This window comes from Bacillus sp. PK3-067 (assembly GCF_056738645.1).
In genome coordinates, this window is sequence record NZ_CP096490.1 from 3,155,599 (window position 1) to 3,178,936 (window position 23,338).

At 35.4% G+C, this 23,338-nt stretch carries 17 protein-coding genes; 5 read left to right on the forward strand and 12 right to left on the reverse strand.

The genetic code is table 11. The annotated features are described in order from the left end of the window. Positions 1-51: 51 nt before the first annotated feature. Positions 52-930 (reverse strand): CPBP family intramembrane glutamic endopeptidase, encoded by an 879-nt coding sequence (locus M1D73_RS16175; RefSeq protein WP_002183718.1) that lies wholly within the window; start codon positions 928-930, stop codon positions 52-54. Between the two features lie 358 nt (positions 931-1,288). Here M1D73_RS16175 and M1D73_RS16180 point away from each other — a divergent pair, with 358 nt between their 5' ends. The 3 genes from M1D73_RS16180 to M1D73_RS16190 all read left to right on the forward strand — a co-directional run bounded on the left by M1D73_RS16180 (position 1,289) and on the right by M1D73_RS16190 (position 5,454). Next, positions 1,289-2,626 carry an erythromycin esterase family protein gene (locus M1D73_RS16180; RefSeq protein ID WP_001036231.1) on the forward strand — a complete coding sequence of 446 codons (1,338 nt, stop codon included), beginning with the start codon at positions 1,289-1,291 and terminating at the stop codon, positions 2,624-2,626. A 346-nt stretch (positions 2,627-2,972) separates the two neighbouring features. Continuing rightward, on the forward strand, positions 2,973-3,551 hold the full coding sequence (locus M1D73_RS16185) for a sensor domain-containing protein (protein ID WP_000842190.1): 579 nt from the start codon (positions 2,973-2,975) through the stop codon (positions 3,549-3,551). Positions 3,552-3,666: 115 nt separating this feature from the next. Continuing rightward, positions 3,667-5,454 (forward strand): helix-turn-helix transcriptional regulator, encoded by a 1,788-nt coding sequence (locus tag M1D73_RS16190; protein WP_121868448.1) that lies wholly within the window; start codon positions 3,667-3,669, stop codon positions 5,452-5,454. Between the two features lie 161 nt (positions 5,455-5,615). Here M1D73_RS16190 and M1D73_RS16195 read toward each other — a convergent pair whose 3' ends face one another. The 6 genes from M1D73_RS16195 to M1D73_RS16220 form a co-directional block, all read right to left on the reverse strand. Then, on the reverse strand, positions 5,616-7,445 hold the full coding sequence (locus M1D73_RS16195) for an FtsX-like permease family protein (RefSeq protein ID WP_121868449.1): 1,830 nt from the start codon (positions 7,443-7,445) through the stop codon (positions 5,616-5,618). A gap of 16 nt (positions 7,446-7,461) precedes the next feature. Continuing rightward, on the reverse strand, positions 7,462-8,223 hold the full coding sequence (locus M1D73_RS16200) for an ABC transporter ATP-binding protein (RefSeq protein ID WP_000595170.1): 762 nt from the start codon (positions 8,221-8,223) through the stop codon (positions 7,462-7,464). 245 nt (positions 8,224-8,468) lie between these two features. Continuing rightward, positions 8,469-9,545 carry a HAMP domain-containing sensor histidine kinase gene (locus M1D73_RS16205; protein WP_000800285.1) on the reverse strand — a complete coding sequence of 359 codons (1,077 nt, stop codon included), beginning with the start codon at positions 9,543-9,545 and terminating at the stop codon, positions 8,469-8,471. Further along, positions 9,542-10,228 (reverse strand): response regulator transcription factor, encoded by a 687-nt coding sequence (locus M1D73_RS16210; RefSeq protein ID WP_000444089.1) that lies wholly within the window; start codon positions 10,226-10,228, stop codon positions 9,542-9,544. Before M1D73_RS16210 ends, M1D73_RS16205 begins: the two co-directional genes overlap by 4 nt. A gap of 190 nt (positions 10,229-10,418) precedes the next feature. After that, entirely contained in the window at positions 10,419-11,378 is a 960-nt protein-coding gene (gene bla, locus M1D73_RS16215) for a class A beta-lactamase (protein WP_071731926.1), read from the reverse strand. Positions 11,379-11,686: 308 nt separating this feature from the next. Beyond that, positions 11,687-12,115 carry a DUF5412 domain-containing protein gene (locus tag M1D73_RS16220; protein ID WP_000022543.1) on the reverse strand — a complete coding sequence of 143 codons (429 nt, stop codon included), beginning with the start codon at positions 12,113-12,115 and terminating at the stop codon, positions 11,687-11,689. A gap of 550 nt (positions 12,116-12,665) precedes the next feature. Here M1D73_RS16220 and M1D73_RS16225 point away from each other — a divergent pair. Beyond that, positions 12,666-14,777, forward strand: a complete 2,112-nt coding sequence (locus tag M1D73_RS16225) for a TerD family protein (RefSeq protein ID WP_000798038.1) — start codon at positions 12,666-12,668, stop codon at positions 14,775-14,777. Positions 14,778-14,987: 210 nt separating this feature from the next. Here M1D73_RS16225 and cypD read toward each other — a convergent pair whose 3' ends face one another. From cypD to M1D73_RS16240, 3 genes are all read right to left on the reverse strand, one after another. Further along, positions 14,988-18,185, reverse strand: a complete 3,198-nt coding sequence (cypD, locus tag M1D73_RS16230) for a bifunctional P-450/NADPH--P450 reductase (protein WP_000412766.1) — start codon at positions 18,183-18,185, stop codon at positions 14,988-14,990. A gap of 569 nt (positions 18,186-18,754) precedes the next feature. Further along, on the reverse strand, positions 18,755-20,233 hold the full coding sequence (locus M1D73_RS16235) for a DHA2 family efflux MFS transporter permease subunit (protein WP_142927637.1): 1,479 nt from the start codon (positions 20,231-20,233) through the stop codon (positions 18,755-18,757). A gap of 72 nt (positions 20,234-20,305) precedes the next feature. Beyond that, a complete protein-coding gene (locus M1D73_RS16240) occupies positions 20,306-20,545 on the reverse strand; it encodes a hypothetical protein (protein WP_000243463.1) in 240 nt (79 codons plus the stop codon). Positions 20,546-20,659: 114 nt separating this feature from the next. On the opposite strand from M1D73_RS16240, the gene M1D73_RS16245 reads away from it, so the two are divergent. Then, entirely contained in the window at positions 20,660-21,256 is a 597-nt protein-coding gene (locus tag M1D73_RS16245; protein WP_000554420.1) for a hypothetical protein, read from the forward strand. 130 nt (positions 21,257-21,386) lie between these two features. On the opposite strand, the gene M1D73_RS16250 is transcribed toward M1D73_RS16245, so the two are convergent. Together M1D73_RS16250 and cuyA are read right to left on the reverse strand one after the other, a co-directional pair. Further along, positions 21,387-21,935 carry a hypothetical protein gene (locus tag M1D73_RS16250; RefSeq protein WP_121868451.1) on the reverse strand — a complete coding sequence of 183 codons (549 nt, stop codon included), beginning with the start codon at positions 21,933-21,935 and terminating at the stop codon, positions 21,387-21,389. A gap of 260 nt (positions 21,936-22,195) precedes the next feature. Further along, positions 22,196-23,191 (reverse strand): D-cysteate sulfo-lyase, encoded by a 996-nt coding sequence (gene cuyA, locus M1D73_RS16255; RefSeq protein WP_048558187.1) that lies wholly within the window; start codon positions 23,189-23,191, stop codon positions 22,196-22,198. Positions 23,192-23,338: the final 147 nt, after the last annotated feature.

The following is a 23,338-nucleotide window of genomic DNA, read 5'->3' on the forward strand; positions in this document are numbered from 1 at the left end:
TATTTCAGCCTCGTCATATTACACTAATTGAATTTAAAACAAATCCGTATGCTATTTAGTAAAATTTACGATTCGAGACATAATTATTGCAGTAGCCAAGATAATAATAGCGGTTATCAAACCAGATTCTCCAATCCAAATCTCAGTTTGATCTCCTGTACTTGCACGTGCGAAAGGTCCTTGAATAATGGCATTCCAAGTAGTATGAATGATAACCGAAGGCCAAACGCTACCTGTGATAAGTCGTAAATAAGCTGTAATATAACTGAATGGCACAATACAAAAATAGATGCCAAGTACTGAAAGTAGGGCAGATGTTCCTTCTACATATAGACCAGCAATAACAATTGGAACATGCCACGTTGCCCAAATCAATCCGCTAATAAGGATTGGGCGTGAAAACTCTGCATCGATTAGTCTTGTAAGCATATAACCTCGCCAACCCATTTCTTCTCCCATAACTGGAATTAAGTTAAGCAAGCTACCTAATACTCCGCTCAATACTACTATAAAAATGAAACTTAATGGTATCGGTAGATACTGAAATCCAAGTATATTGTAAATAGGTTCTAGCATACCACCTTGCGGGGGCTGAAACTTCGCAATTCCGCTCAACCAGGCGATAGAATAAGTAATTCCACAAATAATCATAGGTATTAGCAGAGCAAAACCAATCCCCTTCCATATCTTTAAGTTACCGAGACTAAAAGATACATCTTTAAACCCTTCTTTCAATATTATACGAGTCAAAATAGAAGAAAATGCCGGAGTAAACATATATACCACAATAAGCGGCATACTTTTAGTAATCATTACTAGTACATTTAGGATAATAGAAGTAATAGTTAAGATACTTAGAAAAAGTTGAAGTCCTATTTTAGCACGATGGATTTTATCTTTATTGTGGAACGATTTTGCGTGTAATAACATTGTAATCCGCCCTTCCCCTTTATTCATTTGTTTATCAAATTTACTTCCTGTCATTTCAACAGCTACAACTTAGAATAAAAATATTTTGACATACAGATCATTCATCTTTAAAATCCCTCCCAAATTCATAATCTAGTCTTACTTGCGATTCAACAATTTAATTATTATTTATAAACTGTCATAGCCGATAGTACAAAAGTGTAATGATTAACCTATGACTTGTGTCAATTAATCTTATGACAATATGTAACTAGAAAATATGATATGGAATAAATAACAATTGAATTAAGGCAATTGATTCGTGCAAGTACATGAATCAATCTTGCTTTTGAAAATAATTCAATTGAGGTGGGCAAAAATGAATAAGAAAAGAATGATTGCAATGGTTAGTACAGCTTTATTAGTCACAGGATGCGCGGAAGTAGGAAACGCTCAAACTGTAGCAGTCGAAAATTCAGGTCAATCAGTCCAAAAAAATATAGTTAAATCAATACAATCACAGGCTAACCCATTAAAAACGATAGAGCCGTCAAAACCATTTGAAGATTTAAAACCACTTAAGAAAATGATTGGGAACGCGCAATATGTAGGATTAGGAGAGAATACTCATGGAAGCTCTGAAATTTTTACTATGAAGTTTCGCCTTGTGAAATATTTGGTTACTGAAATGGGTTTTACGAATTTTGCAATGGAAGAAGATTGGGGAAACGGCTTAAAACTAAATGAATATATCCAAACAGGAAAAGGAAACCCTAGGGAATTTTTAAAATTGTTATATCCTACTGATGAAATTATAGCCATGATTGAGTGGATGAAAGATTATAATGCTGATCCATCCAATAAAAAAAAGATCCAATTTATTGGGCTCGACTTAAAGGCGTTGGACCAAGGTAGCTTTAATAAAGTAATTGATTATGTAAGACTGCATCGACCAGATTTGCTGGCAGAAGTAGAAGAAAATTATAAAGAATTGTCTTCTTTTACTGGAAGTATACAGGAATATATGAAACTTGCTCCTGAAAGGAAAGAGAAGTTTAAAGCAAACGCTGAGAGAGTAGCCCGATTACTAAAAGATGAGAATGAACAAGCCAACACAGAAATAATTCCATCCGAGTACATCTGGGCGAAAGCAACGGCAAGTGCAATAGAGAAATTTACCACAATGCTACTCCCTAACGACTATCCAAGTATAATAAAACTACATGAACAATACTTGGCCGATCATGCAATGTGGGCACAAGAGACATTTGGTGGTAAAACGATGGTATGGGCACACAATATTCATATAGCTAAAGGAATTATCGATGAGAAATTATACCCTTATGTTGCGGGGCAGTTTTTGAAGGAACGTTTAGACAATAATTATGTCACAATTGGTAGTACAACTACGGAGGGGAATTTTACCTTATACAGCGAATATAATCCTTCCACTGGAGGTAAGATTACAACAGACACTATTCCACAAGATGTAAAAAGTTTCAATTATACTCTCGGAAAAGTGCCATATAAAATGTTTTTATTGGATAACCGTCACCTTAAAGGACAAGCAGAAAAATGGGTTAAAGCAAAAAGACCATTACTAAGTATAGGGGGACAAATCCTCCCGAACAGTTCGGTGTATTTTGATACTTCATTGCTTGAGCAATTTGATATTATTTTTCATATTCGAAAAACAAGTCCATCTCATATTAAATAAAAGTACAAAGCAATCCCGTTCTTGCAGATGTAAGAACGGGATTGCTTTGTGGAGGAGTAATAAAGTGAAACTTTAATCAGCAGGTTTTTGTTCATCCCCCACTGATTATTAGCCTTCACCAATCGTGCGTTTACCGGCAGCCCGCCCCCCACCTAACGCTGAATTTTGAGGTGGGAGTCTTACTGCCCAGTAAATAGCGGGATAAAAGCATCTTTTTTAACCAGAAGTAAGCTGCTCTCCCCTTTTTAACATCATTTAGAACTGTCATATGACACTTTTACACTAGTGAGAATGACAAAAAAAGCAGTATGATTCGGTTATTACACAGATAGGAGCGATGAACTTTATGAAATCAAGATTCATCCATAATGGTTATTTTTTATTGCTAACTTTCGGTACAGGATTGTTTTATTTTTGTTTTTACCTAATAGCTCTGCTATTTAGTTTAACCCTTTCATTTACTGTTGTTGGGATTCCATTAATTATGCGCGTACTACAGACTACCACACCCTTTATCCAATTCGAGCGCATACAGACGAAAATTTATACAGATATTTCAACAGACTCTTACGATAGAAGTATAACAATGGATACATCGAACTGGTCTCAGGTGAAATTAGTGCTAACAGATCGTCGCACTTGGTGTGCTGTCTATTGGCTAATGCAGAAATTTACGATTGGCATTTTCAGTCTCATTAGTGCAATCATTTTTTACGTAATGCCACTTATGTTCCTGTTGGCACCACTACTGTATCGATACATCGATATGAATATTATATTTATACAAATAGATACTTTTGCCAAGTCACTCTTTGTAATGTTTATGGGTATAGTATTTACCGCCATAAGTATTAGAATAGTCGATGGTTTGACAAAGAAAATTGGGGGCTATACACGTAGTATGATTCGGCAACTAAATCAATAGAAGTTTGCAGTCTGTGAGTAGTATCGTAGTTTTAAATTAAAAAGTATAATAAGGCAGGAAGGATTAAATTATTATATAGGAAGTAAAATGGTAGGCTATTTAGGGGGTAAAGGACTTGTTAGATATGGTTAAGTATTGGTTTTGGTATGATTGGATTATGTTAGGGGTACGCCTACTTGCTAGTGTGTCTATCATTCTAGCTACATTAAATTTTCAGGATGGTTTAACATTACCACTTTGGATTATTATTCTTTGGGAAATTATTGCCTTCTCAATTCCTTGGGTAGCCTTACTATTCAATTATAAATATTATTTATTCACAGAAATACTGCTATATGGTGGACTATGTATATATTTAACCTTGTTATTTCCAGAAGCTTACAACACATTTCTTATATCGGTGTTTCTAATTGCTGCGAATAGTAAGCATTTGTCCTATTATTGGACAGCTCCAATAACGGTTTTTATAACAACTGGAATTTTCTATGCGGTTGCGCCAAGTAATAGCTATTGGATTATGGTCACCTATTATGGATTCGCATATGTAATGGGCTTCGCTTTTCATTTATTAATCGTCAATCATAAACAAAATGAATCAATTCGTAAACAAAACGCGGTACTTGAGCAATATATGTCTCAGATTGAACGCATTACACTGGCGGAAGAACGAAACAGACTGTCGAGTGAGCTTCATGATACAGTTGGTCACGCTTATACTTCTATTATTATGGGGATGGAAACGTTGCGCACCGAACTTGCTACTGAAATGGGTATACAGAGGCTAGATTCTCTGCTTGAAATGGGACGTAAAAGCATCGAGGACGTGAGAGGTTACCTACATCAAATGGAGTCTCCTTGTCAATCGCCTTCCTTAATTCAATCTCTCCAAAATCTTGGAGCCGAATTTCAGGAGCACGCTCTGGTTAATGTAAGTTTTCGGGCATACGGAGAGGAATATGAATTGTCTCGGCAAGCGAAGATAGCGTTCATTCGTTGCTTACAAGAGTCCCTTACGAATGCAGTACGTCATGGTCAGGGAACTGAAATTATAGTTTCATTGCAGTTTGAACAACAATATACGAGATTAGAAGTTCAAGATAATGGAAAAGGAAATGTAGAATGGCAAGAAGGCTTCGGTATGAATGCGATGAAAGAACGAGCAATGAATTTGCAAGGTCAATTGTCTGTATATACAAAGCCAGATGAAGGAATGCTTGTTACATGTACCATACCGCGACAAACTGAAATAAAAGATGGACTTATTCGTTTGTTAATTGTAGACGACCAGCCATTTGTTCGGGAAAGTTTGAGGACACTACTCGATAGATATGAAGATTTAAATGTAGTCGGTTTGGCCGAGGATGGCAATGAAGCCATCGATTTGTGTGGGCGCCTTCAACCTCATGTTATACTTATGGATTTAGATATGCAACACATGGATGGAGTCGAAGCAACCAAAAAGATTAAGCAACAATGGCCACATATCCGCATATTGATTTTTACCACTTTTCAGGATACCGAACAGGCGTTGGAATCGCTTCGCAACGGTGCGGATGGTTTTTTACTCAAATCTATTGAAACATTGGAGCTAGCTAATACGATCCGACTTATTCACAAAGGTGGGACACTGATTGATCAGGGAATGTCTCACAAAATATTTGAAAAGTTTGATGCGCAAAAAGAGACACCACAATCAAAAGCAACCGCTTATGAGCTAACAGCTAGGGAGATAGAAATATTGCAACTAGTAGCCAAGGGACTTCGATACACTACCATAGCATCAAGGTTATATTTATCGAATGGTACGGTCAGAAATTATGCTTCCACAGCTTATACAAAGCTAGGAGTCCGCAACAAAGAAGAAGCTGTGCAAAAGGCTCTAGAAATTGGAATTATTGAATAAAAAAACGTTTTTTGTTTCTTTACAGCAAGGTAAAATGTAGTTACAAGGTACAGTAGAAGATAAAGTGAAACTTTAATCAGTGGGGTTTGTTCATCCCCCACTGATTATGAGCCCTCACCAATCGTGCTGCCCGTTAATGCGGGATAAACAACATCATTACATTAATCTTTTTTAGGGAGTACAATTCCTTTAAATAATTGAACAGTAATCCAGTAATACATCGAGTAAATTACTACAAAAATAACAAGTGGTAACCAAATGCGAGAGTACGGATCGATTACAAGAGGGCTAAACATGTTCATACCAACTAATATATGAGTAATCCCTACAATTGCTGGGAATAAGAATATGAAGAATAACTCTTTATAAATCGATTTTGTTAATAACTCTCGGCGAACACCAATTTTATGAAGCATTTGATAACGTGTTACATCTTTTGATGCTCCCGACAGAACTTTAAACATTAAGCAGCTTGCCATCATTGCTAAAAATGCAATTCCAACGAAGAAACCCATAAACATTAGTCCGCTGGCAAAATCATGACTCATAATATATGTTTGATACTTACTACCCAATTCTTCCGCTTTCACATTTTTATATTTTGCTATCTGTAATTCATCAAGTTTTTTCCATTCTTTTATGTATGATCCAAAATCATCTGTTTTCCCCATAAACACAATACTTTCTTTCCCCTTCAATCCATTGTATATGTTATAATCTACAATTTTTATTTCATAATCAGGATATAAATAATTGGGCTGGATCGTTCTGAAAACCTGAATCCATTGTTTTGTGTCTGTCTCTCCTTCAGCCCGTTTTATTGAAAATGCACCAATTGGTATTTCCTCTGAAGCTTTCTCTATTTTCATACCTTGCAAGAAAGGGCGATTTTTCTCTACATCTTCTTTAAGATAATAAACATATCTATCATCAACTTTGTAATGATATTCAAGTTTTTCTTGAAATAAGATACTACCCAAAATTGTCTTTTCTTCCACTGTTGGATTATGAATGACTGAATCGTAAATTTGTATTTGATCTGTAATTTTTAGGATGTTGTTTTTAAATGCCATACCACAAGCAATTCCACCAGCACCAAGAGCCACTAAAATTGCTACTGTTGCAAGCGCATTTGTTAGACTATTAATGCGGAAATTTAATTGTGCAAAAGTAAAAGCATTGAGGCCTTTTTCACTACGTTTTTTATTACTCTTTAGCTTGTTAATCATAACTGGAAGAAGTGATCCAAATATAAGGTAAGTACCAACAGTTGCTGAGATTAATCCAACAGCCATTAATCCCAAAACAATTAGCGAATTTGCATATGATATATAAATAAGTGATGCATAACCAATACCCAATAAAAGAATACCAAGGAATGCAACTACAACTGTCATTTTTCCTTTTATGGCAACACGTTCTGTTTGTTCATCAGCATGTACAAGTTGCAGTACAGAAATACGAGATAATTTAATACTATTCATAATTGCAGATAATACAAAGAGTGCAAAGAAGAAGATGCAAGTAATAGCTATAGATGGCAGATAAAATGCTTTATAACCTTCGCCAGCAAACTCGAGTTGTTTCATTAATAGCTGACCGATACCTTCTGCAAGTCCTACACCAATTGTAATTCCAATCAAAAGAGAGGTGGCACCTAATATGATTGTTTCAATGAACATAAGTAAGGTAACTTTATGCTTTTTTGCTCCTAACATCATATACATACCAAATTCTTTTTGACGAAGAGCTGATAAGAAAGAGTTTGCATATAAAATATAGAAAAATGTGATAATCGCTAACAAAACGGAACCAATTTTAAAGACAGCCACAATATCCCTAATAGAAGAGTTAGATTCAAGGAACGTTTTATTGGATGCTAGCGTTTGAAACATATAAAAAGTTGAAATAGAGACAATAAGACCAACAAGTAAAACAATGTAATCTTGCAACTTACTTTTTAGGCCTGACATAGAAAGCTTAAATAACATGATTGAACTTCCTTCCTTACGCTTTTTGTGTGCCTAAGTTTGCAAGCACATCTAAAATTTCTTTATAGAATTCTTCACGGGTACTACCGCGATGAATTTCTTTATATAACTCACCATCTTGAATGAATAAAATACGTTGACAGTAACTTGCGCTGTAAGGATCATGCGTAACCATCATAATGGATACACCTTGCTCTTTATTTAAGCTTGTCATGGCATTAAGTAAACTCGTTGCATTTTTAGAATCTAGAGCTCCAGTCGGCTCATCTCCCAAAATAATTGCTGGTTCATGAACTAACGCACGTGCTGCTGCGGAACGTTGCTTTTGTCCACCAGATACTTCAGAAGGATATTTTTGAAGTATCGCTGTAATGCCTAACATATCAGCTACTTTTTCTACTTTCTTTCCAATATTACGAGATGAAACACCTTGAAGTGAAAGTGGGAGTGCGATATTTTCATAGATAGATAAATTCTCCAATAAGTTAAAGTCTTGGAAAATGAATCCTAACTTTTGTGAACGAAAATCAGAAAGTTCCCCCTGCTTCATCCTCGTAATATCCGTTCCTGCAATTTCAACAACGCCGCCTGTCGCTTTATCTAACGTTGAAATTACATTTAATAATGTTGTTTTACCAGAACCAGAAGGCCCCATAATACCAACAAACTCTCCCTCTTGAATTGAGAATGATACACCTTTTAATGCGTGTGATTGATTCTCACCTTTTTTACCGTACAATTTTTGAATGTTTTTTACATCTACAACTGGCTTTATCATTTATATCCTCCTACATTTTTTTATTTCATTACAATAAGCTACTAAATTTGTTTACTACTAACAAAATAGACATGTTTCCTCCACACTTAAGCTACAATGAAATCTTTCCTTTTATCTTCTTTGCTCACCTCATCACTTTGAATACACCCATGATAAACTATGAAAATTAGGAAACACCCCGTAAAATCCTTAAGATTTCTTAAGTTTTAAAAAAAGCTTATGGAACCTGTAGTTCCATAAGCTTTCTATCTAATTGAATGTTCAACAATAAAAGACATCCAACCATCTTTATATTCTGCATGTATATTACCATGATGAAGTTCAACAATTCTTTTTGAAATAGCAAGTCCCAGTCCATTTCCCTGGTCATCTTTTCTTGCCTTGTCCCCCCTGAAAAACCTTTCAAACAATTTATTTGGATCGCTAACAGGCGGTTTCTCGACTTTATTTGATACTTTCAACATTGCCTTGTTACCTATTAGTTCAAGACATATAGATAATTCGGATGGTTTCATGCTGTACTTTATCGCATTCATAAAAAGATTTTCATAAACACGTACCATTTTTTCTACATCTATGAAGATAGGTATTGTTTCTTGCGTAATTGATTTTTGAACGATTAAACTTTCCTTTTCAAATATAGGTATGTATTCTCCAACTATTTGTTCCAACAAACCTGATAAATCAACTTCATTAAGGTTTAACTTAGCATCTATACCTGATAAACGAGTATACTCAAACAGCTCATCAATTAAATATTTCAGTCTCTGTGACTTTGAATACGTGGTTTCAAGGTATTCCTGTAATTGTATGTTACTGTTGTATTGCCCTCTTTTTAATAAATCTATATAGCCAATAATAGATGTTAAAGGTGTGCGTAAATCATGAGATACATTGGTGATAAGTTCATTTTTTGTACGTTCTAATTGTCTTTCTTGTTCAAATGTATTCTCCAATTCCTTGGACATATAGTTGATATTTTGAGCAAGTTGGGTCAATTCGTCCTTCCCCTTAATCCCAATTGTTAAACCCAGTTTTCCATTTGCAATATCATTCACATTTTCCGAAATGAGCTTCAAATATACTATTTTCTTTCGAACCAATAGCAAAAAGATTACTATAAAGTTTAAGATTGCGAACGTAAATAAGAACAACATTGCGAGTCTCACTTCAAACATGCCAAAATCTTCGTGTTTTATAAAAAATGGATCTATGACGTATTGCACAATGAGGATTGTTAAACCAAATGAAATAAAAAAACTAATTGCAACAGCACCAAGAAGTTTTATAATAATCTTATTTCTGAAACTAACATTCTTCATATTTTATACCCAATTCCCCAAACAGTTTTAATATAAATGGGATGTTTAGAATCTTCTTCAATTTTGTCTCTTATTTTTGTAATATGCACCATGACGGTATTATCTGATTTATAAAAAACCTCTTTCCAAACTGCTTCATATATTTTTGCTACACTCAGGACAATCCCTTTGTTACGGGCGAGTAGTTCGAGAATAGCAAACTCTTTTGGAGTTAACCTTGTTTCTTTTCCCCTTACCCATACTTGACGAGTATCTGTATTCACGGTTAAGTCACCAATTTCTAGAATACTTTTATTATGTTCTATGGACGTATTGTATTTTTTAAACCTTCTTAATTGGGATTTTACCCTAGCAATTAATTCTAGTGGGTTAAACGGTTTTGATAAATAATCGTCTGCACCAGAGGCTAGGCCCTGAATTTTGTCTATATCCTCAGATTTTGCAGATAGCATAATGATAGGCATATTGCGATCTTCCCTAATTTTCATACATGCTTCAATGCCATCCATATTCGGCATCATAATATCTAAAATAATCAAATCAAATTCCTTTTCTTCTAACAGTTGTAAAGCTTGTATAGCATCTTCTACCTTTTGAGTTTTTAGGCCTTCATTTTCCAGATATACAGAGATAAGATTTCTAATCTCTTTATCATCATCAACAATAAGAATTTTTGACTCCATATTATTCCTCCACATTAAATGCAATAAGTATCCAATAAAGCATATATTTGTTGTTACTTAGTTAATAAACTTAATAGAGATGGTTTCTATCTTCTTTCTTTACTTAAGACGATCTTTTGTAAAATACACAAAAAGACCGTCACAGTATTGTGACTAAAAAACAAGAAAATTTCAATAACTAATACTATTATTATTTATTTTTAGCTTTTAAGACACCCAGCGCTATTTTGGTTGCTTCTGCAATAAGCTTATCATCGTATTTAGCATCCTCTTTATCATGATTAGAAAGTATCGCAAGAACAATTGGCTTTTTATTTGGTGGCCAAATAATTGCGATATCATTTCTGGTTCCATAAGATCCTGATCCAGTCTTATCAGCTACTTCCCATCCTCCTGGAACTCCAGCACGAATTAAGTTGTCTCCCGTAGTATTCCTTTTCATCCAATCTATTAATAAATCCCGTTTCTCAGTTGAAAGTACATCTCCTAGCGCAAAAGCCTGAAGACTAGTAGCTAATGCCTTTGGGGTACTAGTATCATGTACGTCTCCTGGATGCACTTCGTTTAACTCTGGTTCAAAACGTTCAGGATTTGTAACGGTATCTCCTATTTCTCTCAGTGATTTTTTGAATTCACTAGGTCCACCTAATTGTTTAAGAATAAGATTTTGGGCAGTATTATCACTATATCGAAGGGAAGCATCTGCAAGCTCTTTCAGAGTCATACCCCTATCAACATACTTTTCTGTAATTGGATTGTAATTAACAAGATCTTCACGAGTATACAAAACTCTTTGATTTAGATCTTCTATTGATTTCTTTTGTAAAAGTACTCCCACAGCTAAAGCTTTGTGGGTAGATGCGTATGCAAACCGTTTATCTGATTGATACGTAACGGTTTGATTCGTATCAGTGTCCAATGCATAAATACCGAGTTTAGCATCAAATTCTTTTTCAAGTTTAGCAAAAGAATCATTACCAGTAGTTTCTTGTTTGGTTTGATTTGTTTGTTTCGTTTGTTTTGTTTGTTTAGGTAATTCAGACTGAGTATTGCCATCGGAACAGCCTATAAGCGTTGCACACGAAAGAAATACTACAGGTACCATCTTTTTGTAATGTAAAATGTTAAAAAACTTGTTTAAGACTATCATATATTTTCAACCTCTTTCAAGAATATATAGTTTTTCTAGGTGTTATACATATCGATACAATTAAAGAGTGTATCGGATATCACTCTTCTTGCATCTCACTTTTCATAAAATGATTGAACTATCATGAACACCTGTTTTATACGTATACTTAATAGACAACCTAAGTAACAAGTTTGTTCCATTTTTATCAGTAGTCGTATCTAGAAACCTAAAAGAGTCCATTTAGAAGATTTAAATGGACTCTTTCACTCATATAATACTATCTATTGTTAAACAAATAAGATTAAATACATTTAAATTTTCTTGTTTTATCTACTAAACTGTTTAGGCATTTCTTTAACGTGCTTATCATCATCACGCCAATCATAGGTTTCTTTCTGCGAAACATCTAAAGTTTGATCTCCAATTCTAACAATATTCTTATTTACCCATTCAATATATGGATCGGTATCTGGATAATTCCAATATATATTTTTCTCTGAATCTGTATCAAGGTTAACTAATTCACCCCTAACAGCATCCGCACTTAATGATCCTGCATTATGAAAATAAGTCTTGATGAGATATTTTCCATCTGGAGATTTCACTGTTCGAATTAATTCCCCTTTTGGAACACCTTGCAAACTAAAAAGTTTCCAATATCCAAATCCAATTATAATTACTAACATAGTAAGTATAGTTAGTAATACTTTTCTTTTTGTTTTTTTAATTTCACCTTTTGTATTTATAATACTCATTCAACTCCATTCCATAATATATCAAAAATAAAAATCCTCCGTTAATACGGGATAAACATGAAAATTCCCATTTAGGAAAACTTTAAAAAATCAGACTGTATACTTGAATTGCTCTTCGCAAGAGAATATACTAATAAAGCAGGCTATGACGTTCCTTCCTTCTAACTTCTTTGGCGAAATAGGGATGTTACTTTCCTGCTAAACACATAGGCTATGACAATTCTTCCTTCTTTGTAGAAATTTCAAATTGTTTTAGAGTTGTCAATTTCCTATGAAAATAATTAGACTATAAAACCTCTTTCTTCTTTGGGTTTGAATAAACTTTAGTTTATCAACCATTGATGTAGAGGTTTTCTTTTCTTAATTAACAAATTACCACTTAACAACTAAATGTTACACCCCTAATTTTTCACTAAAAAATAGCTTTATACCCTCAGTGCATTTCTCTACAATTAGTGTGTTTATGCATGTAAAAATAAAAATCTACCACTGAAAGGAGGACAGTCGGACTATTCCCCTCTTTTATAAGGAGTGAATAATCGGCGTTCTCATGAAAAATTCTATTTACATAAGAAGAAGTTTGAAAGTAATTATAAAAAGAGAAGAAAATAAACTACCGAACATGTATTTAGCCACTGCTTTAAAAAACTTGGAAAGTTTAGGATTTACTTTTTCTGAGCCTTTAATAGAAGAGTTGCAAACACTTTCGGTTGGTGCATTCACATCGTTTTACAAAGAGTTGGTAAAACATTTAAAAGAAATGGTTGGTGCACATATTCAGTTTACTCCTATGTATCCAAACTTTCCGCAACAAATGATGGATTTAAGTGACGCTGATTTATACATCAATGCCGTTATTCATTATGTGACGTTGCGCCTACCTGTATCAAAAGTAGAAGAACGACTTCCTCTTTTAGATAGCGTTGATTTGAAAGTTATTGACTTAGGAAGTGAAGAAGATTTCAATCAAATGATTTCTCAATTGATTCGTGCAAACAGCTCTATTTCCTCAACTGATAAGACAGATGTAGAATGGGCTATTACACACACTGAAGATGTTTCCTGTTTTCTACCTAATGTAATTCCCCATAAGGAAAATATGTCTTTTATAATTGGGGTTTTATTAATAAACAGAAAAATATCAGCCGATGCTGCTGCAAAGTATTTTAAAACAGCAACTGATGTTCTTCGCCTTGCAGTTGCTTTATCTGAAGGTGATGTGAGTTTAGCATCCTCCGTTCGATTCAAGAAGTTTAACCGAGTAGAAAGACGCTTTCTTTTAGGATTGTTAGAGCAATGCGGAAACATTACCGAAGATATGATTCGATACAAAAAACGTTGGATTCGTTTAGGTGAAATTCTTCATCCAGCAGAATATCATACTCGTTTCCCAAAAACCCACCGAGCATTTGAGATGCTTCGCAACAACATTAAAGTTGAAACATTTAATGGAAAAATAGAAGCAGCTTTGTTGAATCGTGATATCATGACAGCGAAAAATCTTTTAAAAACTCGCCCGGGGGAATTTGCCAGACGCTTGGATCATTTAATCCGTTTATGTAGTGATACGTCAACAGATGTTTTCAATATTCTCGAAGAGTTTCTAAATATAATAGGAAATGTTTCTACTCCTGTATTACTTCAACTCACGGCTCATTTTAAGCATCGAAATGATAAAAATGAATTTCGCACCTTTTTTCCAAAGGGAAATGTAGCAAAAGCTATAGGTATTGAAAATACACTTCCATTTATCTCAGAGGATATTTGTTTAATGATTGTAAAAATGTGTGAAGATACTTTAAAAAATCGCTTCGCAGAACTTCCAAGTCTCGGAAAAGTATTTTTGGATGAACAGTTAAAAAATCACTTAGTTCCCTTCTCTCAACGTTCAGCCAGCAAAGCGCTTCGCACATTATCTCGAGGAAGTAAAGTAGATTTGCCAGAAGGAGATACGATTCGTTTTTTCCTATGGTGGAAAGAAGGCTATGTGAATGGACAACATACAGGACGTGTTGACATTGATTTGTCTGCTGCAATGTACGACGAAGATTGGCAATACAAAGAACATGTATCCTTCACGAACTTACGTTCAAAAAATTTCAAAGCCTACCATAGCGGAGATATTACTTCTGCACCAAAGGGGGCATCTGAATTCATTGATTTCGATATTCCGTCTGTGCTGAAATATGGTGGACGCTATGTAGTTATGACTTTGCTTTCTTACACAGACCAACCATATAAAGATTTACCAGAATGCTTTACTGGTTGGATGGTTCGTCAATATCCTGGTTCAGGTGAAATATTTGAACCTTCTACTGTTCAAGATAAAGTGGATATTACTGCCGACACCCAAATCTCTATTCCAGTTATTTTAGACTTAAAGGAACGAAAATTGATTTGGACAGATTTGTCTCTTACAAGAGATCTAACTTATGATAATACCATCGAGGCTAATCAAAAAGGTATGATACTAGTTGGAAAGGCTTTAACTAATTTAGTTAAACCAAATTTATATGACTTGTTCCGATTACATATTGAAGCTAGAGGTGAACTCGTTCAAGACATCGAAGAAGCAGAAACTATTTTCTCTTTGAATAAAGGGATTACTCCTTTCGATATCGAAAAAATAATATCTGATTTTATAGCTGACTCAAAAGGCTAACTACATTACAAACATTGATAATGTGTGGAAAATATCGATGTATAATGTCTATGTGAAACAGGACCTGATAGATGTTATCAGGTCCTGTTTTTTATTTAGTAGATACTAAATAATCTGGTTAATCACTATTCATCTAAATACACTATACTAATAAAGTGAAATTTATTCGAAAGAAGTTCATTAGTTAATATGTATCTAATTAAGAAACATTCATATACCAGCCCAAACATCTTTTCCATATCGCCCTTCATCTTGCACACGATTCAACCAATTTCTTGCTTCTTGTTCACTGACTTCATGAATTTCTTGATATGCTTGACAAAGGGTATCTTCTACATCCGGAGCCATTTTACTTCCATCACCACATATATAAAGATGAGCTCCATTATCTAATAACGAAATTAAATTGATTCTATCTTGTTTTATCAAATGCTGTACATATGTTTTTGGATGTCCCTCTAAACGAGAAAAAGCTGTGTGTAAAGAGATTAATCCATCTCTTTCATCATTTTCTAGTTCTGTACGATAAAGATAATCTTTTTCAGGATGACGACAACCAAAATATAGATGCGCTTGTCCTAAGTTCATACCTTTTTGCTTTTGAACACGACGCGCTTGCAAGAATCCACGGAATGGTGCAATTCCAGTACCTGGCCCAACCATAATAATTGGTGTTTCTGGATCTTTAGGTAATTCAAAGTTTGATTGTGGCGTTCGAATGAAACAGATAATCTCATCTTTATTATGACGCTGAGCTAAGTAATTAGAAGCGACTCCTTCATATGTCCCTTCCCCACTCCATGCAGGTGCATTAACAACACCGACCGTAATGCTCAGACGATTGTGTGCAACGAGTGGAGAGCTTGAAATAGAATAGTAACGCGGTTTGAGCGCAGGGAGAAGTTCTAAAAAGCGTTCAAATCGGATTTCACAAGCCTCATACTTTTCAAGAAGGTCCAACATTGAAATCCGTTTCTTTAATATTTGTTCATGATAAACTCCTTCTTCTAATAATGCTTCCAATTCTTTTTTATGAGGAGGACATGCTGTGAATGTTACCATTTCTCGTATTTGTGCTCGAGTGGCAGCTTCTTGAACTTCAACACTATAACTAAGAAGGTCCAATAAACTAACAGGACTGTCTAAAGGTATGTGATTTATACTTCGTCCACTTGCACTCAGTATAACTTGATCCTTCCCATTTAATCCAAAACGTTTTAAAATTCGGTTGATATTTTTCTCGCTATTAACTGGCAACACTCCAAGGTGGTCTCCTTCTTTATATGTAGCGCCTTCTGGCAAAGATACCTCGATATGTCGTGTACTTCTATCACTGCTGGATGATTGGAGTTCACGATTTTCTAGTATAGATGCATAAACTGCTTCATATGTTCGTGCAAGAGGAGATCCTCCAAGACGACTGACAAATTGCAGACTCAAAGTACTGCGCTCTTTTTCCATATTTTTGTTGAGCTCCAATCCAAATGCCTTCATCGCATCAGACCACATGTTTTGTTTCCATTGCTCAAGCTGTTCCTCGAAATCACCACTTGCATCTGCTTCTCCGCGTTTAGAAAATCTTGTTGCTCCTTTTTGAGCCATTTGCTCATCAATGTATCTTGGAATCCGTTGGTAGGTACTGGCCCAATTATGATCTCCACAACCAAAAACTGCGTATTGAACCCCTTTTAGCTCATCTGGTTTTAGTTCCTCCAACCATTGCACAAACTGCCCTGCATTACTTGGCGGTTTTCCATTATAAGAAGAAGTCACAATAAGTACCGCTCCTTCTTTTGGCAAACTTCCAATTCGATCGTTAAGAGCTACCACTTCCGTTTGAACTCCTTCTAAACTAGCTGTATCTGCTAATTCTCTTGCAATACCTTCTGCTACACCTGTATCCGAGCCATACAGAACAAGAAGTGAAAGATTATCGGCCCCAATAATAGAAGGTGTCTTCTGGACGTGTTGCTTAATTTCATCGTTTTTCAGCTTGTCCTCTGTAGGTGCAAGAACAGTAGGATGACTAATAGTTTGTTTTCGGGGTAGAATCCTAATCTTAAAATCACCGGGCTTTAGCGTTAATGTTTGTTTTACGTCCAGCTGATAGTTTTGATAATCGATTAATTCAAAATGTTGAAGAAGCATTCCCATTACAAGAGTGGCTTCATGAAGTGCAAATTGCATACCGATACATGCTCTCTGGCCATTTCCAAATGGCTTATAAGCATGATGAGGAACCTTATCCAGCTCTTCAAATCGTTCAGGTTGGAATTCTTCCACATTGTCTCCCCATGCATCTTTATCCCTATGTAGCTGTGGAATAAGAACAGAAATACGATCTTCTCCTTTCTTAATTGGGTATTTCCCGCCAATCACTGTATCTTCTTTTGCATAGAGACTGAATGCTGGAGCGGTAGGCCATAGACGTAGCGATTCATTTAAAATCATCCGTATATACTTCAGTTTCATAACTTGTTGGTATGTTGGAGTAGGATCTGTCAAAACACGGTCTACTTCTTCATAGGCTTTTTTCAATTTATCCGGATTCTTTAATAAGAAGTAAATTGCAAAAGATAACAATCCACTTGTTGTCTCATGTCCAGCTATTAAAAAAGTAATAATTTGGAAACGAATGTTTTCATCATCTAATTTTTCACCAGTTTCCGGATCTGGCACATTTAGCATACGGGAAAGTAAATCATTTTCTTCCTGATCTCCACTACTTTTACGTTCAGCAATAATATTATCTACTAAAGAAAACATAGATTGAATATCATGCTGAAATTGACGTTTCGTTCTCCACATAAGTTTGTCTTCTATATCCAGCCGCTGCAATTGGTGCATCGCCTCATCTAGAGCACGGGTCATGCTAGTAATAAAAGGATGAGGGGTCTCACGATAAAAGCTATTGAATCGGTAATTAAAACCACATAGACCAATTGTATCTAACGTAAGACGAGTCATATCCTCCGGAACATCTACGTTTTCATTCGGATTAAGCCGTGCCCATTTTTGAACGAGTTGTACAGCAATATCGACCATCATGGCATGGTAATCTTTCATTGCCCGTTGGCTGAATGTAGGCATCAAAATATTATGAGCTTTTTTCCAGTTAGGCTCGTGAGTCTCGCTAGTAAATAATCCGTCCCCAGCAAAGGCACGAACTTTTGCTAAAGCACCCTCTATACTTTTATCGAACCGCGTTTCGTCACAGACTTCTGCTACCAATTCATGTCCAGAAACGACAATGATGGTATCACTTAAAGTTTGAATTTGAAAAATGGGACCATACTCTTCCGCTATCTTGATAAAGGATAGGGTCGGTTTATCTTTATCGATTAATGGGAGATTACCCAGCGGTCCATATGTTTTCGGCTGAGGAATGGCAGATACTTTTTTTTCCATTTAAAACACCCTTTCAAAAAAGCATGAAATAAAGATATGTAATTGATTACCTTATTTTATCTTTTCCCTAACTATTCATGATTATGATATTGCGTATAAGCTTGGCAATTAGATTTATAACTTGTAGAAAAATACTAAATTAAAATGAAGCGAATAAATATAGTTGGAGCCTTTTAATGTTGGTATTAAAAGATAATCTAAACTTGTAATGTTTATGAGAAATTGCAAACGGATCTCATCTCTTGTATTTGTTCATAAAAATGATTATTTTGATTCATTTTCTTCTAAAACACCCCAAAATAGAGAAGTTGACGAGCTTAAGATTGTAGTATTTGAAAAATCAGTGGTTTAGTTAAACCAATACAATAAGCAATATACCGTGTTACTAATGAAAGAGGACCTGATATGAACATCAGGTCCTCTTTCACTATATAATTATGTCACTGCTTCTTTCAGTTCTTTTCCCATTTTAAATACCGGCGCCTTAGTAGCAAAAATTTGTATTTCTTTATAGTTTATCTAATCAGCAAACAACTTGTAGGAATCATTATCTAACGTTTTATTCTTCTCTACCGATTTAACTTCTCGACGGCTTCCGCACTTGTGTCTACACGTTTAACGAAAAAAACTAATAGTAGTGCAACAACATTCATGCCAAGCGCTACATAGAATGAATATTGAATTCCGGATAATAAAGCCTTCTGAGTTACTATTGCCTTCGTAGTTTCTGTGAAGGTTGTTGGATCTATATGAGACATTAAACTTTCAGCTTTTGTTTTTGTTACAGAGTTCATAATCGTAACAAGAATAGCAGTACCAATCGAACCGGACACTTGTTGAGCTGTATTATTAACAGCTGTACCGTGTGGATTTAGGCGAGTTGGCAATTGATTAAGACCATTTGTCATAAGTGGCATCATCACCATCGCCATCCCAAACATCCGCAGTGTATAAATAAGAATAATATGTGTGTGACTAGAGTCAATTTGCAGATTTGCCAACATATAAGTTGAAACAGCTGTAATGGAAAGCCCTACTATGCCAAGAATCCGAGGACCATATTTATCAAATAGTTTACCTGTAATTGGTGACATAATCCCCATTATTACCGCACCTGGAAGCATCATCAGCCCAGAGCTCAGCGGCGAAATGCCACGGACGTTTTGTACATAAGCTGGTGTTAAAATCATACCCGAAAACATGGCCACCGCGTTAACAATTGCAATTACAGACGCAAGTGCAAACATTGGGTACTTGTAAACACGTAAATCCAATAACGGCTCATCCATTTTTAATTGACGGATAATGAAAGCAATTAAGGCAATAGCGCCTATGATTAAGGCTGTTAAGACAACTTTATTCGTCCAGCCATCGGAGCTTGCAGAACTGAATCCATATAACAGACCGCCAAAACCGACAGAAGATAATAGTAATGAGAGATAATCAAGTTTTGCATTTTTGTTTTGTTTCATGACATTCTCAGATTTCCAAATCCCTAACAGTAAGCTAATGATTGCTAACGGTAAAATCATTTCAAAAAGCAAACGCCAGTCATAATACTCTACAATATAACCTGATAGTGTCGGCCCAATTGCTGGAGCTGTAATCATAACTAGTCCAAAAACCCCCATTGCTGTTCCCCTTTTTTCTCTCGGAAAGCTTACTAGCATAATATTCATTAACAAAGGTCCCATAACTGAAGAGCCTGCCGCTTGAACCATCCGACCAGTAAGTAATAAACCAAAATTCGGTGCTACAGCCGCTAAGGCAGTACCAAGAATAAAAATCACCATAGATGTAATAAATAGGCTCCTATTTGAAAAACGCGTTATTAAAAATGCTGAGGCCGGAATTAATATACCACTTACAAGCATATACCCTGTAGAAAGCCACTGGATCGTTGAATAATCTTGAATGTTTAAATCTTTCATTATTGATGGCAAGGCTACATTTAAAAGGGAGTTATTTAGAAATGAAACAAATGCCCCAATAAAAAGGATTACAAGCATTAAATATGGTGGTTTTCTTTTATGTAATGTTTCACTCATATATTTAATTGCCCCTTCATTATAAATTTCATTGATTCGTTTAAATCGTTTACATATTTGCACAAGAAAACATTACCCTTGCAGTATTTTGCCAAACTCTTCGAATGGATATTCTCTTTTTAGCAATTCCACTTGCTCAACATACCATTTTAAAATCTTTTTGTTGATGAAACCTTTATAAAAACGTTTGTTAACGGAATTTAAATTAGGCTGAAATACAAAAAGAAGCAACTGAAAATACCCTTCTAAAATAAATTGAAACTTTAAATCAATGGGAATTTTACAGGCAGTGAGAAAAATCAACAAGACCACGCACCCATTCCTTTAAATACAGGCTTGTAGATCTAGTTATGTAACCATCCCAAAAAAGGAATATTACATAGGCTAAGTCTAACATTACATTTTTAAAGTGAGGGGAATTAGCGTATGCACCAATATTGGTATTTGAAGTCACAGGGAAACGGGGAACAATATAATAACCAAATTTCATTATATTCACAGCCCGAAATAACTAAATCTGAGGTAATGAATGATTTGAAGCTTCCTGAGAATTGGAGTTACCGAGTTTATCCAGTTAGTTGGGATTCATCAGCCAATTATACGGGGTTCAATCCCCAACCTCCTCCTTTCTCTTTGGGGCAGCAGCCAATTAATTATGCAGGGATAATACCACAAGGTCACCCTGCTAATTGGACTCCATTACCAGGTCATGCAGGTTTTAATTTTCAAAAACCTCCCTTCCCCTGGGCGCAACCATTCAATCATACAGGGATGTTCGCACAAGGTCATCTTGCAGCTTTACTATCGCCGCCAGCCAAGCCTTTTCATTTCAATACCAATAACTCGGGTGTTTTTGGAAACCCTCCAGGATGGGGTGGTCCGTGGGCCCCAATAGGATGGGGAAATAACGGAGGTAACGGTCAGCTAGGACTGCTTGGAAACTTACTTACAGCAGGAAAAGGCACCATGAGTGGAATAGGAATGATCAGTAGTTTAATCGGGATGGGGAAGTTCTTCTTTTAGTTAATTAGAACAGGAGAATGTGGCTGTAGCTTTAATCAGCCACATTTAAGGACAGTAATCTCCCACCTAACTTCCTAGCATAGCATTCGCGGAAATTTTAGGTGGATATGTATTGTTACAAGTTACTGTTTTACTTTGAGTACTCCTTTACTTTCTTATCAAGTGCCTTACTATAAGCATCTTTGTTTTCCTGTGATAACTCATAAACTGCTTTTTTCCAATGCTCTCCGTCTACACCTGATAAAAATTCAGTACCTTTCATTGCAGCTTCTTGAATCTTCTGTTTATCTTCTTTACCAGCATCCTTAATTAACTTCGTTGCTTTTCTTGCCTCTGTTACCCCTTCTTGTATGGATTTGTGAATGTCTTTGTATGTATCAGGTACTTTTATGTGTTCCATATTATCTAAAATTTTATCTATCTCGTTTGATGTTTTTAAAACAGCTTTTGCTTTTGCTTTATCCTTTAAGGATTCTCCTAAGTTTAGTAATAGTTCATCCTTCTTAAATTGGAACTCTACCACTTGCTCACATATGTAGTACGGATACTGTTGTTCGGAAAGTATTGTTATTGCTTTACTAGTTTGCTCAGTCTTATGAGTAGAATCTTTATCTCCTACCTCGCATCCGACTAACAGCATAAATGGAACTGCTAACGTTACTAGTTTCTTTGCTCTCATTATGTATTCTCCTTGTGGAAAGTATTGTAAGTAATTAACATATCAAACTATAACATACATTACATTATGGTTCACTTCCATTACGCTTTTAAAATGTAAAATAAGAATACACCCCATAAGCCACAAATAAGATTAATAGAATAGAAATGCCGAGTACCGTATATATAATCCATTTTAAATTTGAATTCATATCATCCTCCTACCTCTCAATAATTCCAGTATATAACAAAAAAGCATTGGATACCCAATGCTTTTTACACTTACGCAAATAAAGAAGTATTCGCATATAAAGCTGGTGAACCACCTGAATGTACGAATAAAATATTGTCTTCCTTATTAAAATTACCTTTTCTAATTAAGTCGATTAATCCCGCTACTGCCTTACCTGTATACACTGGATCAAGTAAAATACCTTCTGTTTTCGCAAGTAACTGAACTGCCTCTACCATTTCCGGCGTTGGTAACGCATAGCCTGGTCCTACATATTCATCAAAGCACGTAACAGCGTCGCGCGAGATAAAGTTTGGAATACCAACATGTGCTGAAGTTTCATCTACAAGTTTTGCTACTTTCTCTTCTTGCTCAGCTTTTCCTCTACTTACATTAATCCCGATTACAGGAATATGGCTTTGTGTTCCAGAAAAACCAGTAATTAAACCAGCATGCATACCGCCGCTACCACTTACACAAACAACTGAACTGAAATCAATTCCTTGCTCAAATGATTGCGCCATAATTTCTTGCGCACAAGCAACGTATCCCATAGCGCCTGTAGGGTTTGATCCACCAACTGGAATTACATATGGTGTATTTCCTTTTTCACTTACTTCTTTTGCTACTTTATGCATTTCTTCCATCAGGTCTGCTCCGTTCGGTACAACAATGACGTTTTCAGCACCTAATAAGTGATATAAGAAATAGTTTCCGTTAAAGTCTCTCTTCTCTTCTGGCTCAAGCCCTTCCTCTAATACAAGAATACATTTCATTTTTTCTTTTACCGCAGCTGCCAGTGTCAGGCGGCAATGATTTGACTGAATACCACCAGCTGTAATTAACGTATCTGCACCCTTTTCCTGTGCATCTGCAACTAAAAATTCTAATTTTCTCGTCTTATTGCCACCGGCTGTTAAACCAAGTAAATCATCTCGTTTAAAATAAATAGTCGGACCACCAAGTGCTTCAGAAAAATTGTTTAACTTTTCAATTGGTGTATATAATTCTGTATATTTTTTTCTCGGGAATTTAGCTAAATTCATTGTAACGCTCCTTTTGTACTTCTTTCACAATATATGTAACGTTACTATTATTACACGTAAAAATGGTGAAGTCATCTTTCTGGGTTAAAAATGTATTAGAATTTCATTTTGATAAGTAAAACCGTATTAATGATTTTAACTCAATTA

Coding starts and splice junctions, on each gene's coding strand:
- M1D73_RS16175 (WP_002183718.1), bottom strand. CDS start 930: ATGTTATTACACGCAAAATCGTTCCACAATAAAGATAAAATCCATCGT.
- M1D73_RS16180 (WP_001036231.1), top strand. CDS start 1,289: ATGAATAAGAAAAGAATGATTGCAATGGTTAGTACAGCTTTATTAGTC.
- M1D73_RS16185 (WP_000842190.1), top strand. CDS start 2,973: ATGAAATCAAGATTCATCCATAATGGTTATTTTTTATTGCTAACTTTC.
- M1D73_RS16195 (WP_121868449.1), bottom strand. CDS start 7,445: ATGTTATTTAAGCTTTCTATGTCAGGCCTAAAAAGTAAGTTGCAAGAT.
- M1D73_RS16200 (WP_000595170.1), bottom strand. CDS start 8,223: ATGATAAAGCCAGTTGTAGATGTAAAAAACATTCAAAAATTGTACGGT.
- M1D73_RS16205 (WP_000800285.1), bottom strand. CDS start 9,545: ATGAAGAATGTTAGTTTCAGAAATAAGATTATTATAAAACTTCTTGGT.
- M1D73_RS16210 (WP_000444089.1), bottom strand. CDS start 10,228: ATGGAGTCAAAAATTCTTATTGTTGATGATGATAAAGAGATTAGAAAT.
- bla (WP_071731926.1), bottom strand. CDS start 11,378: ATGATAGTCTTAAACAAGTTTTTTAACATTTTACATTACAAAAAGATG.
- M1D73_RS16220 (WP_000022543.1), bottom strand. CDS start 12,115: ATGAGTATTATAAATACAAAAGGTGAAATTAAAAAAACAAAAAGAAAA.
- M1D73_RS16225 (WP_000798038.1), top strand. CDS start 12,666: ATGAAAAATTCTATTTACATAAGAAGAAGTTTGAAAGTAATTATAAAA.
- cypD (WP_000412766.1), bottom strand. CDS start 18,185: ATGGAAAAAAAAGTATCTGCCATTCCTCAGCCGAAAACATATGGACCG.
- M1D73_RS16235 (WP_142927637.1), bottom strand. CDS start 20,233: ATGAGTGAAACATTACATAAAAGAAAACCACCATATTTAATGCTTGTA.
- M1D73_RS16245 (WP_000554420.1), top strand. CDS start 20,660: ATGCACCAATATTGGTATTTGAAGTCACAGGGAAACGGGGAACAATAT.
- M1D73_RS16250 (WP_121868451.1), bottom strand. CDS start 21,935: ATGAGAGCAAAGAAACTAGTAACGTTAGCAGTTCCATTTATGCTGTTA.
- cuyA (WP_048558187.1), bottom strand. CDS start 23,191: ATGAATTTAGCTAAATTCCCGAGAAAAAAATATACAGAATTATATACA.